This window comes from Cupriavidus sp. WKF15 (assembly GCF_029278605.1).
Taxonomy (GTDB): Bacteria; Pseudomonadota; Gammaproteobacteria; order Burkholderiales; family Burkholderiaceae; genus Cupriavidus.
Genome location: NZ_CP119572.1, coordinates 3,112,777 through 3,125,865, shown reverse-complemented (window position 1 = coordinate 3,125,865; position 13,089 = coordinate 3,112,777). Strand labels below are relative to the sequence as shown.

At 66.3% G+C, this 13,089-nt stretch carries 16 protein-coding genes; 12 read left to right on the top strand and 4 right to left on the bottom strand.

The window, feature by feature from the left end; genetic code table 11:
- Window positions 1-23 precede the first annotated feature (23 nt).
- The 7 genes from CupriaWKF_RS14510 to CupriaWKF_RS14480 all read left to right on the top strand — a co-directional run bounded on the left by CupriaWKF_RS14510 (window position 24) and on the right by CupriaWKF_RS14480 (window position 6,044).
- Complete coding sequence (locus CupriaWKF_RS14510; RefSeq protein WP_276098550.1) at window positions 24-1,046, top strand: ABC transporter substrate-binding protein; 1,023 nt, start codon at window positions 24-26, stop codon at window positions 1,044-1,046.
- A 73-nt stretch (window positions 1,047-1,119) separates the two neighbouring features.
- On the top strand, window positions 1,120-1,938 hold the full coding sequence (locus tag CupriaWKF_RS14505) for an ABC transporter permease (RefSeq protein WP_276098548.1): 819 nt from the start codon (window positions 1,120-1,122) through the stop codon (window positions 1,936-1,938).
- A gap of 10 nt (window positions 1,939-1,948) precedes the next feature.
- The gene (locus CupriaWKF_RS14500; RefSeq protein WP_276098547.1) at window positions 1,949-2,815 is read left to right on the top strand and encodes an ABC transporter permease; all 867 of its coding nucleotides are present in this window, start codon (window positions 1,949-1,951) and stop codon (window positions 2,813-2,815) included.
- Window positions 2,808-3,869: an ABC transporter ATP-binding protein gene (locus CupriaWKF_RS14495; RefSeq protein ID WP_276098546.1), complete on the top strand. Its 1,062-nt coding sequence runs from the start codon at window positions 2,808-2,810 to the stop codon at window positions 3,867-3,869. Before CupriaWKF_RS14500 ends, CupriaWKF_RS14495 begins: the two co-directional genes overlap by 8 nt.
- Entirely contained in the window at window positions 3,866-4,708 is an 843-nt protein-coding gene (locus tag CupriaWKF_RS14490) for a phosphodiesterase (RefSeq protein WP_276098545.1), read from the top strand. Before CupriaWKF_RS14495 ends, CupriaWKF_RS14490 begins: the two co-directional genes overlap by 4 nt.
- 168 nt (window positions 4,709-4,876) lie before the next feature.
- The gene (locus tag CupriaWKF_RS14485) at window positions 4,877-5,260 is read left to right on the top strand and encodes a lysozyme inhibitor LprI family protein (protein ID WP_276098544.1); all 384 of its coding nucleotides are present in this window, start codon (window positions 4,877-4,879) and stop codon (window positions 5,258-5,260) included.
- 4 nt (window positions 5,261-5,264) lie between these two features.
- A complete protein-coding gene (locus tag CupriaWKF_RS14480; protein ID WP_276098543.1) occupies window positions 5,265-6,044 on the top strand; it encodes an N-acetylmuramoyl-L-alanine amidase in 780 nt (259 codons plus the stop codon).
- A gap of 133 nt (window positions 6,045-6,177) precedes the next feature.
- Here CupriaWKF_RS14480 and CupriaWKF_RS14475 read toward each other — a convergent pair whose 3' ends face one another.
- Window positions 6,178-6,534: a hypothetical protein gene (locus CupriaWKF_RS14475; RefSeq protein ID WP_276098542.1), complete on the bottom strand. Its 357-nt coding sequence runs from the start codon at window positions 6,532-6,534 to the stop codon at window positions 6,178-6,180.
- A 501-nt stretch (window positions 6,535-7,035) separates the two neighbouring features.
- Between CupriaWKF_RS14475 and CupriaWKF_RS14470 the strand changes: the two genes are divergently transcribed.
- The 4 genes from CupriaWKF_RS14470 (at window position 7,036) to CupriaWKF_RS14455 (ending at window position 11,173) form a co-directional block, all read left to right on the top strand.
- Window positions 7,036-8,037, top strand: a complete 1,002-nt coding sequence (locus CupriaWKF_RS14470; protein WP_276098541.1) for a LysR family transcriptional regulator — start codon at window positions 7,036-7,038, stop codon at window positions 8,035-8,037.
- Between the two features lie 70 nt (window positions 8,038-8,107).
- A complete protein-coding gene (locus CupriaWKF_RS14465) occupies window positions 8,108-9,076 on the top strand; it encodes a tripartite tricarboxylate transporter substrate binding protein (protein ID WP_276098540.1) in 969 nt (322 codons plus the stop codon).
- Window positions 9,077-9,143: 67 nt separating this feature from the next.
- Window positions 9,144-10,379 (top strand): CoA transferase, encoded by a 1,236-nt coding sequence (locus CupriaWKF_RS14460; RefSeq protein ID WP_276098539.1) that lies wholly within the window; start codon window positions 9,144-9,146, stop codon window positions 10,377-10,379.
- Window positions 10,376-11,173 carry an enoyl-CoA hydratase/isomerase family protein gene (locus tag CupriaWKF_RS14455; RefSeq protein ID WP_276098538.1) on the top strand — a complete coding sequence of 266 codons (798 nt, stop codon included), beginning with the start codon at window positions 10,376-10,378 and terminating at the stop codon, window positions 11,171-11,173. The genes CupriaWKF_RS14460 and CupriaWKF_RS14455 overlap by 4 nt, the downstream gene beginning before the upstream one ends.
- Window positions 11,174-11,207: 34 nt before the next feature.
- On the opposite strand, the gene CupriaWKF_RS14450 is transcribed toward CupriaWKF_RS14455, so the two are convergent.
- From CupriaWKF_RS14450 to CupriaWKF_RS14440, 3 genes are read right to left on the bottom strand one after another with little or no spacing between them, the layout of a single operon-like run.
- Entirely contained in the window at window positions 11,208-11,432 is a 225-nt protein-coding gene (locus tag CupriaWKF_RS14450; protein WP_276098537.1) for a DUF2798 domain-containing protein, read from the bottom strand.
- Window positions 11,433-11,468: 36 nt separating this feature from the next.
- The gene (locus tag CupriaWKF_RS14445; RefSeq protein ID WP_276098536.1) at window positions 11,469-12,029 is read right to left on the bottom strand and encodes a flavodoxin family protein; all 561 of its coding nucleotides are present in this window, start codon (window positions 12,027-12,029) and stop codon (window positions 11,469-11,471) included.
- A gap of 46 nt (window positions 12,030-12,075) precedes the next feature.
- Window positions 12,076-12,570 carry a DUF2938 domain-containing protein gene (locus tag CupriaWKF_RS14440; RefSeq protein WP_276098535.1) on the bottom strand — a complete coding sequence of 165 codons (495 nt, stop codon included), beginning with the start codon at window positions 12,568-12,570 and terminating at the stop codon, window positions 12,076-12,078.
- Between the two features lie 79 nt (window positions 12,571-12,649).
- On the opposite strand from CupriaWKF_RS14440, the gene CupriaWKF_RS14435 reads away from it, so the two are divergent.
- On the top strand, window positions 12,650-13,081 hold the full coding sequence (locus CupriaWKF_RS14435; protein WP_276098534.1) for a helix-turn-helix domain-containing protein: 432 nt from the start codon (window positions 12,650-12,652) through the stop codon (window positions 13,079-13,081).
- Window positions 13,082-13,089: the final 8 nt, after the last annotated feature.

The following is a 13,089-nucleotide window of genomic DNA, read 5'->3' as shown; positions in this document are numbered from 1 at the left end:
AGTTGCCAACCAAGGAGCCTCACATGCAACCGTTCTCCGCCTGGCGCCGCCCGCTGCGCCGGATCGCCCTGATGTTCGCCGCCGCGGCCTTCAGCCACGGAGCCTTCGCGCAGACCGCCATCTGCTACAACTGCCCGCCCGAATGGGCCGACTGGGCCGCGCAGATCCGCGCCATCAAGGAAAAGACCGGCGTTACCGTGCCGCTGGACAACAAGAACTCCGGCCAGTCGCTGGCGCAGTTGGTGGCGGAGAAGGCGAGCCCGGTGGCCGACGTGGTCTACTACGGCGTGACCTTCGGCATCCAGGCCAAGAAGGACGGGGTGACCGCACCGTACAAGCCAGCGCACTGGAACGACATCCCCGATGGCCTGAAGGACCCGCAGGGCAACTGGTTCGCGATCCACTCGGGCACGCTCGGCTTCATGGTCAACGTGGACGCGCTGCGCGGCAAGCCCGTGCCACAGTCGTGGGCCGACCTGCAGAAGCCCGAGTACAAGGGCCTGATCGGCTATCTCGACCCGGCCAGCGCGTTCGTCGGCTACGTCGGCGCGGTCGCCGTCAACCAGGCGCTGGGCGGCACGTTCGACAACTTCGGCCCCGCCTTCAAGTACTTCAAGGACCTGCAGAAGAACCAGCCGATCGTGCCGAAGCAGACCGCCTACGCGCGCGTGCTCTCCGGCGAGATCCCCATCCTGCTCGACTATGACTTCAATGCGTACCGCGCCCGCTACAAGGACCACGCCAACGTGGCCTTCGTCATCCCGAAGGAAGGTACGGTCGTGGTGCCCTACGTGATGAGCCTCGTCAACAAGGCCCCGCATGAGGCCGAGGGCCGCAAGGTGCTGGACTTCGTGCTGTCGGACGCCGGCCAGGCGCTGTGGGCCAATGCCTACCTGCGCCCGGTGCGCAGCAGCGCGGTTTCGAAGGAGGTCCAGGCACGCTTCCTGCCGGCCTCCGAGTACGCGCGTGCCAAGCCGGTCGATTTCGGCCGCATGGCCGATGTGCAGAAGGCATTCAGCGAGCAGTACCTGAAGGAAGTGCGCTGAGCACGCGCTGGTAATGGTCAGTCGTCCCCGCCCCCCGCTCGCGCGGGGACGACGCCACGGCAAGGCCCATCCCATGACAAAGCGAAATCTCCTCCTGTTCGGCTTCGCACTGCCGGCACTGGTCGTCTTCCTTGCGTTCTTCTGCCTGCCGATGGCGCGCCTTGTCGCGGTCAGCGTCGAAGGGCCGCAAGGCGCGGGCGTGTACTGGACCGTGCTGACGAGTCCCCGCTATCTGCACAGCCTGATGGTGACGGTGCTGCTGTCCGGCGCCGTCACGCTGGCGACGCTCGTCATCGCCGGCATCGCCGGCACGTTTCTGCAGCGCAACCCCGTGCCGGGCAAGCCCGCGCTTGTCGCCGTGCTGACGTTCCCCCTGGCGTTCCCCGGGGTGGTGATCGGCTTCATGGTCATCATGCTCGGCGGACGCAACGGCCTTTCGGCGATGGTCGGCGACTGGCTCGCGGGCGAGCGCTGGGCCTTTGCCTACGGGCTTGCCGGCCTCTTCGTCGGCTACCTGTACTTCTCGATTCCGCGCGTGATCCTGACCGTGATGGCGGCGGTGGAGAAGCTCGACACCTCGCTCGAGGAAGCGGCGCGCTCGCTCGGCGCGAGCCCGTGGCGCGTGGTGTGCGACGTGATGCTGCCCGCGCTGATGCCGGCGATGCTCTCCAGCGGCGCAATCTGCTTCGCGACCAGCATGGGCGCGTTCGGCACGGCATTCACGCTGGCCACGCAGCTCGACGTGCTGCCGCTGACGATCTACAACGAATTCACCAACTACGCCAACTTCGGCATGGCGGCCGCGCTCTCCATCCTGCTGGGCAGCGTGACCTGGGCCCTGCTCGCGGTGGCGCGCTGGTTCTCCGGCGATGCCGTCGCCGCCACCGCCTAGGAGCTCGATCATGTCTACCGTTCGCCCTGGCCTTCGCTACTGGCTGCAGCTCGCGCTGACGCTGGCGGTCTGCCTGTTCATGATCGTGCCGGTCGTGCTGTCCGTGCTGGCCGGCCTCACCAACAACATCTTCGTCGGCCTCGCCAGCGGCCTTACCACTCGCTGGCTCGAGGAGGTCTGGTCGCTGTACCGCAATACGATCTTCCTGTCGCTCGGCATCGCGCTCGCATGCCTGGCCTGCACGCTGGTGCTCGGCGTGCCCGCCGCGTACTACATGGCGCTGCGCCGCAACCGCGTCACGCGCCTGATCGAGGAACTGCTGATGTTGCCCGTGGCGATCCCGGGCCTTGCCACCGCGCTCGGCCTGATCCTGCTCTATGGCCAGTGGCAGGCGCTGCGCACGAGCTGGGTGTTTATCCTGATCGGCCACGTGCTGTTCACGCTGCCGTTCATGGTGCGTGCCGTGCTGGCGATCCTGTCGGCCATCGACATCCGCACGCTCGAGGACGCGGCCGCCAGCCTTGGCGCCGGCCGCATGCAGCGCTTCTTCACGGTGATCCTGCCGAACTGCCGCCAGGGGATCCTGGCCGGCGCGCTGATGGTGGTCACGCTGTCGGTCGGCGAGTTCAACCTGACCTGGATGCTGCACACGCCGACCACGCAGACGCTGCCCGTGGGACTGGCGGACAGCTATGCGTCGATGCGGCTCGAGATCGGCTCCGCCTACACCATCGTCTTCTTCGTGATGATCATTCCGCTGCTCGTGCTGATGCAGGCGCTGGCCGCCATGGGCGCGCGCGCCCGCAAGCACGTGCGCGCCGAGGTGCCGGCCGTGACCGCCGCGCCCGCCACCCCTACCGAGACCCGCCATGCATGAACCCACGACCATCCGCCTGCGCCGCTGCGGCAAGACCTTCGCCGACGGCGCACTGGCGCTGCAGCCGCTGGACCTGGACATCGGTGCCGCCGAGACGCTGGTGCTGCTCGGCCCCTCGGGCTGCGGCAAGACCACCACGCTGCGCATCATCGCGGGACTGGAGTCGCCGGACGCTGGCGGCGAGGTCTGGTTCGGCGACACCAACGTGACGGCGCTGCCGATCGAGCAGCGCGGCGTCGGCATGGTGTTCCAGAACTATGCGCTGTTTCCCAACATGACGGTCGCCGAGAACATCGGCTACGGCCTGCGCGTGCGCCGCGTGGACGCCGCCACGCAACGCCGGCGCATCGACGACATGCTCGGCATGATGCATCTCGGGCCGTTCGCCGACCGCCGCGTCGACCAGCTTTCCGGCGGCCAGCGTCAGCGCGTGGCGCTCGCCCGCGCCATTGCCGTGCAGCCGCGCGTGCTGCTGCTGGACGAGCCGCTGACCGCGCTCGACGCCAAGCTGCGCGACGCATTGCGCGCCGACATCAACCAGCTCCTGCGCAGCCTGCGCATCACGGCCGTCTACGTGACGCACGACCAGGCGGAGGCGATGGCGCTCGGCGACCGCATCATCGTCATGGACCGCGGCCGCATCGCGCAGGCAGGCACGCCGCAGGAGATCTACCGCGCGCCGGCCAATGCGTTCGTCGCGGATTTCATCGGCACGATGAACCGCCTCTGCGCCACGGCGGAGCACGGCGGCGCGTGGCGCGTGCCGGGCGGCGTGGTGCCGCGCGACCCCAAGACCGCGGCCGGCCCGCGTGCCGAACTCATGTTCAGGCCCGAGGACGTGGCGCTCGCGCATGCGGACAACGCGCATGTGCAGGGTGCTGTGATCACCGCGCTGTTTCTCGGCAACTGCACGCGGCTGCTGGTGGATGTTGGCGCCGGCGCGCCGCTGATCGTCGACACCACGCGGCGCGACGGCTGGCAGGCCGGCGATCGCATCGGATTGCGCGTCGACACCGCGCACATGATCACATTGGCGGAGGCCGAGGCAGCATGAGCAAGCCCTATCTCGTTGCGCATGTCACCGACCTGCACATCAAGGCCGGCGGAAAACTGTCCTACCGGATGGTCGATACCGCCGGCGCGCTGCACCGCTGGATCGACACGCTGCTGGCCCTGCCGCAACGCCCGGACATCGTCATCATCACCGGCGACCTGGTCGACTTCGGCGCCGAGGCCGAGTACTGCTTCCTGCGCGACATCCTGCAGCGCCTGCCGATGCCATACCGCCTGCTGCCCGGCAATCACGACAGCCGCGGCGCGCTGCGGGCGGTGTTTGCCGATCATGACTACCTGTTTGCCAATGGCGACGGCGAGGCGCCGGTCCACTATGCCGTCGACGCAGGGCCGCTGCGCCTCGTCGGTTTCGACTGCACGGTGCCGGGCAAACCGGGCGGGCGCGTCGATCCCGCCGCGCTGCCGTGGCTGCAGGCCACACTCGCCGCCGCGCCGGCCAAGCCGACGCTGTTGCTGCTGCACCATCCGCCGTTCTACACGGGCATCGGGCACATGGACGAACAGGGGCTGGAAAATGCGGCGGCGCTCGAAGCCGTCGTGCGGCAGCACCCGCAGGTCGAGCGCATACTGTGTGGCCACCTGCATCGCCACATCACGCGGCGCTTCGCCGGCACCATCGCGATCACCGCGCCCGGTCCCGCGCATCAGGTGGCGCTGGACCTGGACCCACAGGCACCGTCGCGCTTCCGCATGGAGCCGCCCGGCTACCTGTTGCACTGGTGGCATCCGCAGCACGGCCTGGTCACACACGCCGCCGCGATCGGCGAGTATGGCCCACTGCATCCGTTCTTCGATGCGCACGGCAAGCTGATCGACTAAGCGGTTACCGGGACAGGTGGCACAGCCGCGCCTCTCCAGGTGAGGCGACAGGGACCAGGTGCGGCAGTTGCCCGTACCGGATAAACTGTGCGCGGCCATTCAGCCCGTGGCGGGCGGCACGCGTTGCACGCCTGCAGCCACTCTTCCTCTTCCGTCATTCCAATGCCAATGAAAGCCATCCTTTCCACCCTGACCTTCGCCCTGCTGGCTCCGCTTGCTGCCCATGCCGCCAACGAATGCGACAAGTACCGCACCAGCTACGACAAGACGTACTGCTTCGCGAAGTTGTTCCTCGAATCCGACAAGGAATTGAATTCGAGCTACAACGAGTTGCGTGGCCTGGTCGGCGACAGCGTGAAGCAGCAGTTGAAGGACACCCAACTGGCCTGGATCAAGTACCGCGACGCGTCGTGCGAGTCTAGCGGGGCCATCGACGTCGACTGCAACTACCGCGTCAACCGCGACCGCGCCGAATACCTGCGCGACCGCGTGCGCGAATGCAAGGCCGGCACCTGCCGCAACGACATGATCAGCAAGAAGTCCTGGAACTGATCCGATGACAGGGGCGATCTCTCGCGGCCGCCGGGCAGTGTTGGCTGGGCTGGCGGCCGGCCTTTCGGCCGTCGCCTGCGCGTCGCAGTCGCCCGCCAGCCCGCGGCCGGTCCGCATCGTCATCGATCCCGGACACACACCGTCGCAAGGCGGCGCATTGGGTGTACGTGGCATCCATGAGGTGCACTACAACGACCGGCTGACCTCGCAGCTGGTACAGGCGCTCACGCTGGCCGGGTTCGATGTGGCCCTCACCCGTGGCCCGACCGAGAACGTGTCGCTGGAAGCGCGCGCCCAGTACGCGAATGCACGGCAGGCGGACCTGTTCCTGTCGATCCACCACGATTCCGCGCAGATGCAGTATCTGGAGAGAGCCAAGGCGGGCGATCTCGATGCATATCGGACTACGCGGCCCATCGCCGGCTATTCGATCTTCGTGTCGCAACGCAATCCGCGCTTCGCGCAGAGCTATGTATTCGCGCAGATCCTCGGCGAAGAAATGCGCAAGCTGGGGCGCGCGCCGACGTTGCATCATGCGGAACCAATCGCCGGCGAATCGCGGGAACTACTGGCGCCAGATTTTGGTATTTATCGCTTCGACGATCTGGTTGTTCTGCGGCAATCCGTGATGCCAGCGGTGCTGCTGGAGGCGGGGGTCATTGTGGATCCGGCTGACGAGGCTTATGTCAGTGATCCGGGGAACCAGGCTCGCATGGTTCATGCGGTGGTTGTAGCGGTGCAACGGTATGTGGCGATGGTTCGGGCCGGCGACGCGGGGAGATGATGTAGCGGCGCTGGAGATCGTGAGGAGGTGGTGGCCTTCGATTCAATATCCCGAAACTGGCTGCATAGCCTATGACCTACCGCAGCGAAACCTGATCGCTTGACACGAACAGTCATAGCATCTGCGCCACGCGTCACGGCAATCGCAGAATCGCAGAATCGAAAGAAATCACAAGTGTTTCAAGATTGATATTAAGCACCGTGCGCTTTTTCCTTTGACGCGCAGCCTGCGCCTGCGGGCATACGCAACGCGGATGCACCGGCTGTGTCATGTCATCATTGACTTTCCGGATTGGTGGACTACACATCTTGATACACAGCCTGTCGCGATCCACGTTCGCACTTGCTGTTGCCATCCCCCGCACCTCAGGCATACAAGTCCGGCGCTGATTTCTGTCATCGCACAGCAGCCCTGCGAACGAACAAGTTGCCTGCCATTCACGGGGGTATTCCCACGCCTTGTGTTTCGCGATGGACATGGAGGCTTTCATGATCCCTCATCCTTCCCCCGTCCTTTCCCGTAGAGGTTGCCTGACCGCCGGCAGTGTCCTGTTGCTGCTCGCCGGTGTCGTCCAGGCCCAGACATCCGTCGTGCCCGAGCAACATTTCCCGCCGGGCTACCTCGAGTCGGTTTCTACTGGCTACGAAAATGGTGCGGGGATCCCAGGGACCGCCATGGACGAGTCGCGTGTCACCCCTGCATCCCCCAAGGAGGCACGCGAACCGACTTCCACGCCTCTGAGTCACGCGATGTTCCTCGTGCCGCCGAAATCTCCCGTTTCGACTTCGCCCCAGAAAAAGAAGCGCCACGAGTGAATGGGGACGGAAGGCGCCGACTGGCGCGGCGCCAAGCCGCGGCATTGGCGACCTATGCAGTGCTGCCCCTTCGCGAGCATCCCGATGAAGCTGCGCGGACGCGGGAAACCCGCAATTGCCGATGCCGGCGCTCATGCAGACAATCGGCGAGCACACAGCTTCATTCCGACATGCTTGTGGCGGTTTCGCTGACCGCCATCTGTCGCTCGCCCACAACGACGCCCATTGGCGCGCAGACCATCGTGACGTCTTCCTCCTCACGCAATCCCCGCCTCCATTTCGACCTCACCACCATCCAGCTCTTCATCGCAGTCGCCGACCAAGGCAGCATCACGCGCGGCGCGGAGCGCCTGCACCTGGCCGCGGCGGCCGCGTCCCGCCGCATCCTCGAGCTGGAATCCCAGCTCGGCGTCTCCCTGTTCGAACGCCTGCCTCATGGCATGGCCCTGACCGAAGCCGGCCGCGCGCTGCTGGCCCACGCCCGCGGCATTACCCACACGGTCCAGCGCATGCAGGACGATGCGTCGTCGTTCGTCGGCGGCGACCTCGGCGTGGTGCGGGTGGCGGCGCCCAAGTCCGCCGTGATCCAGTTCCTGCCGTTCGACATCCAGCGCTGCGCCAGCGCTTGCCCCGGCGTGCGTATCGATCTGCAGGAGATGAACAGCCAGGAGGTCCAGCAGTGCCTGCGCCGCGGTACCGTGGATATCGGCATTTACGAAAGCAGCCTCGGCGTGATCGATATGCCGACTGCACCATACCGGGCCGACCGGCTGATGCTCGTGGTTGCGCGCGGCCATGCGTTGGCGCGGCGCAAGCAGGTGACTACGGACGACGTGCTGGACTGCGACCTGATCGTGCTCGGCGAGAGTTCGGCGATCTCGATCGGGCTGGAGCGGCTGGCTGAAGAGGCCGGCCGCGTACTGCGGATGCGCATGCGGGTGGGCGGCTTTGACAGCATTGCCGCACTGGTGGCGCAGAACCTGGGTGGCGGGGTGATGCCAGAGGCGATAGCGGCCGAGGTGGCCGCTGGCAGCCGCTTCGTGCGGCTGCCCATCGCCGGGCCCTGGGCGCAGCGGCAGTTCGTGCTGTGCCACCGACCGCCCGGCGCGCTGTCGTCGGCCGCGCAGGGCGTGCTGGCGGTGCTTGCGCAAAACGCGAAACCTGAATCCCCCAAATAGCGATAGCCTGCTGCAGCCGCATTGCGCATCATGGGCTCCATAACGACCAGTCATAGGACGGAGACACGCAATGCAGCGCAGACAATTCATGCTCGCGGCCGTGGCCGGATTGGCGGTTCCCAGCCTCGTGCGCGCCGCCGCCGACGTGCACGGGCCGGTGCGGATCGTGGTCGGCTTTGCGCCGGGCGGCGGCACCGATGTGCTGGCGCGTGTCATCGGGCAGAAGCTCGGGGTCATGTGGAACACCAGCGTGCTGGTGGAGAACAAGCCGGGCGCGACCGGCGCGATCGCCGCCGCCTATGTCGCCAAGCAACCGCCTGATGGCACCACGCTGCTGATGGCCCACGTCAACAGCCATGCGATCGCCCCCGCGCTGCTCGACGTCAAGTACGACCCGCGCACCGACTTCTCGCCGATCTCGATGGTCGGCGTCACGCCCAATATGCTGACCTGTCGGCCCGAGCAGAAGGTGCGCACGGTATCGGAGATCGTGGCGCTGTGCCGGCAGAAGCCCGGCAAGATTTCCTTCGGCTCGTCTGGCATCGGCTCGGCCCAGCATCTGGCGCTGGAGATGTTCCGGATGCAGGCGAAGCTCGACGTGGTGCACGTGCCGTACAAGGGCTCGGGCCCGCTGGTGGCGGACCTGCTCGGCGGCCAGATCGACTATGCCTTCGACACGATGACCGCCGCCACGCCGTTCATCCAGCAGGGCAAGGTGATCGCCATCGCGCAGACCCGCCTGAAGCGCGCGGCCAGTCATCCGAATGTGCCAACGCTGGCGGAGTCCGGCTTCCCCGGCCTCGACGCGGCCTCGTGGTACGGCCTGGTGGGCCCGAAAGGCATGGCGCCGGCGCTGGTGCAGCGCATGAACGAGGACGTCAACCGCGTGCTGGCCATGCCCGACGTGGTCGAGCGCCTCAAGAGCTTCGGCGCCGAGGACTCGGGCGGCACGAGCCAGCAGTTCGGCGCCTTCATCGTGTCCGAGTCCAGCAAGTGGGCCAGGGTCGTGAAGGACGCCGGCGTGAAGGCGGAAGCCTGATGGCCGGGCGCGCCGCCGCACCCGCACCCGCGCACGCCACCCGATACCCTTATCCAGGAAGTACCCGATGACAGATTTCGCCGATACCCGCGACCAGACGTCCGCTCGCCCCTTGCCGCTGGCCGGCGTGCGCGTGCTCGACATCTGCCAGGTCATGGCCGGCCCCTATGCCTGCATGCTGCTGGCCGACCTTGGCGCCGACGTGATCAAGATCGAACCGCCAGAGGGCGGCGACCAGACGCGCGGCTCGATGGGGTTCAAGATGAAGGGCCCGGACAGCATGGGCTTCCTCAACATGAACCGCAACAAGCGCAGCGTCACGCTCGATCTCAAGACCGAGTCGGGCCGCGAGGTACTGTATCGCCTGGCGCAGACGGCCGACATCCTGGTCGAGAACTATCGTCCGGGCGTGATGAAGCGCCTGGGCATCGACTACGAGACGCTCAGCAAGATCAACCCGAAGCTGGTCTACTGCAGCATCTCCGGCTTTGGCCAGAGCGGCCCGTGGGCCAGCCGGCCCGGCTTCGACCTGATGGCGCAGGCCATGTCGGGCGTGATGAGCGTGACTGGCTACCCGGGCGGCGCGCCGGTCAAGGCGGGCGTGCCGGTGGCCGACATCGGCTGCGCGCTGTTCGCGACCTACGGCATGCTGTCCGCATATATCGGTGCGAAGGCGACTGGCAAGGGGCAGTATGTCGATGCGTCGCTGTTCGACTCCGCGCTGGCGTTCTCGATCTGGGACACCTGCGAATACTGGGGCACCGGCCGCGAGCCCGAGCCGCTGGGCACGGCCAATCGCATGAGCGCGCCGTACCAGGCGATGAAGGCCGCCGATGGCTATTTCGTCATGGGCGCGACCAACCAGAAGCTGTGGCAGTTGCTGTGCAAGACCATCGACCGGCCGGACCTGCTGGCCGATGAGCGCTTTGCCACCGTCGCGCTGCGCTTGAACAACCGCAAGGAACTGATCGCCGCGCTGGAGGAGAGTTTCGCCAGGCAGGGCTGCGACTACTGGATCGAACACCTGCTCGAAGTCGGCATTCCGGCGGGGCCGATCCTGACCTATCCGCAGGCCTTCGACAGCGAGCACGGCCGGCACCGCCAGATGCGCATCGAGATCGACCACCCGATCGAAGGCAAGGTGCCTAATATCGGCTTCGCCGTGAAGATGGGCGGCACGCCGCAACAGGTACGGCGCCCGCCGCCGCTGCTGGGCCAGCATACGGAGGAAATCCTGGCGGAGCTGGGGCTTTCGAAGGACCAACAGAAGTCGCTGGCCGCGGCCGGCGCGTTCGGCGCGTGAGCACCGCTCAGCCCGACGAAGGGCGGGTCACGCTCACGAGGCAAGGGCAGGTCGCGACGCTGACCTTCGACCGTCCGGCCGCGCGCAATGCGATGACGTGGGCCATGTACGAGCAGCTTGCCTCGCACTGCCGCACGCTTTCCGCCGAGGGCAACTCTGGCGCGCGCGTGGTGGTCATGCGCGGCGCGGGCGGCGAGGCCTTTGTCGCGGGCACCGATATCGCCCAGTTCCGGCAGTTCTCCGGTGGCGACGACGGGGTGGGCTACGAAGCGCGCATCGACGAGGGCATCGGGCTGGTAGAGCGGCTGCCGATGCCTACCGTGGCAGTCGTCGAAGGATGGGCGGTGGGCGGCGGGCTTGCCATTGCCACGGCATGCGATTTCCGTGTCGCGACGCCCAAAGCAAAATTCGGCGTGCCGATTGCGAAGACGCTCGGCAATACGTTGTCGGCACAGAACCTCGCCAAGCTGCGTGCGGCATGGGGCCTGCAGCCCGTGCGCCGCATGCTGTTGCTCGCGCAGATACTCGATGCCGATGCGGCGCTGGCGTGTGGCTTTCTGGAAGGGGTCTATGCACCGGAGGCGCTGGACGGCGAGGTCAACGCCCTGTGCGGCCGGCTCGCCGCGCTGGCGCCGGTAACGCAGCGGGTCGTGAAGGAGTCATTGCGGCGACAGACCGTGGAGGCAGTGGCCGATACCGATGACCTGGTGCGGCAGTGCTATGGCAGCGAAGACTTCCGCGAAGGCGTGGAGGCGTTCGTGGGTCGGCGGCCGCCGGAGTGGAGGGGCAAGTGAATGATGGATAGGGATGGTGACAGCCAGCGCGTTGTTACTCCTCCACGAGTGCCTGCACAGCCCTGCGCGCAACCGGCGTGACCAGCAGGACGGCAGGAAACGCAACCAGCCAGGCCGTCAGCCATGCGCTGATCCACATGCCGGCAAAGTCCGGTACCAGGCCGACAGCGCGATACGTCGAGATGCCGGCAACGATCAGGGACATCAGCCCCGACAGCACCAGGCTGAACAACTGCGGACCGTATTTCCTCGGGATCATGGGCGTTCCTCGTATTCGTTGCGCGGGACGTGCATTTCAGCGGACGCGGTGCAGCGTCTCGGCGAAGTTCCTGCCGAACATTCTGGCGGTCTTCACATCGCCGGGGGCGAACGCATCTGCCGCCGCGGAGTGGTCGGACTGGGCCATCAGGCCCGACCACGATCCCAGCCGGTTGGCGGCCTCGTCATAGGGAACGCCGCCGTGCTGCTCGGGCAAGATAGGGTTGCCGACCCACAGCATCCCGTGCTGCATGGAAAACACGAAGATCGACATCAGCGTTGACTGCTTGTCGCCGGCAGGCAGCGACGACACCGTGAAGCCGGCAGCGAGCTTCCCCTTGAGTTGCTGCGTTCGCCACAGGCGCCCGGTGGCATCCATGAAGGTCTTGAAGGTGCCGGAGACACCGCCAAGGTAGGTTGGCGAGCCGAGGATGTAGGCGTCGTACCCTAGCAGTTCCTCCGGGGCTTCTGCCAGGTCCCTGGCCTTGATCAGCCGGGCTTCGGTATCGGCGACGCTCGCCGCGCCTTCCTGCACGCACCCGGCAATGTGTTCGGTGTGGCCGTGGGCGCTGTGATAGATGATGGCTAGCTTCTTCATGGCGATTAATCCAGTTTACGTTGCGGTAGTTCGGGGAAGGCGTTCTTTATTGCATTAGAGATGCGATACAGCGCGCGGACAGGTACAGGCCGAAGCCAAAGACGGTGTGATTGGCGACGCTGCGCAGGCAGTTCCTGAACGGCGTCGGCGTCCGGGAAGCGGCAAAGCCGGCGCCCATGGCTGGCTGCATGATGAACAGCGGTGCCGCGACTGTAGCCATGCCGACGAGAACCGCCGGCAGCACTGTGGGGTTGTGGGCCCAGCTGGCACCGCCGATCGCAATGAGCAGCCACGCGAACGCGATGCCGATCGCATAGTGCGTGAGCCAGCCCAGTGCGCGTTCGCCGGAAATCGGCTGTGCCTGCCCGATCGAGGCGTGCGCGAATCTCCCGCGAAACAGGTGGCCGACCCATCGCCCGATGAACGCGAAATTGAGTGTCGGGACGCCGATGCGCTTGAGGAACGTCAGCCAGACGTCCATGAAGGCCGTGGCACCCATCCCGATGGCAACGATCGTGGCGATTTCTGGCAGGCGTGTCATGGGGTTCCTTGCAGTTGACTTGCGGAAACGATGTGGCCACTATAGAAGTTGAAGTCAACTTCAAGTCAAGGGCCGTCTGATGGATATCGCCGAAGTCGCCAAACGCACGGGGGTGCCTGCTTCGACACTGCGCTATTACGAGAAGAAGGGGCTGATCGTGTCGCTGGGCCCGCAGGGCGCCCGGCGCAGGTTTGCAGAAGGCGTCGTGAATCAGCTTGCGCTGATCTCGCTCGGGCAGGCGGCGGGACTCTCGCTGGATGAGATCCGTTCGATGTTCGCGCCTGATGGCCAGGCGCACATCGACAGGCAGTTGCTGCTGGAAAAGGCCGACGAGATCGACGCGCTGATCACGCGGCTTCGCGCGATGAGCCACGGCCTGCGGCATGCGGCGGAATGCCCGGCGCCGAGCCATGCTGAATGCCCGACCTTCCAGAAGCTTGTCAAAGCGGCGGCGTCAGGCGCTCTCCAGAGGGGCCTGGGGCAACCAGCATTGAAACGTGGCGCCAGGTAGCGCCGAGG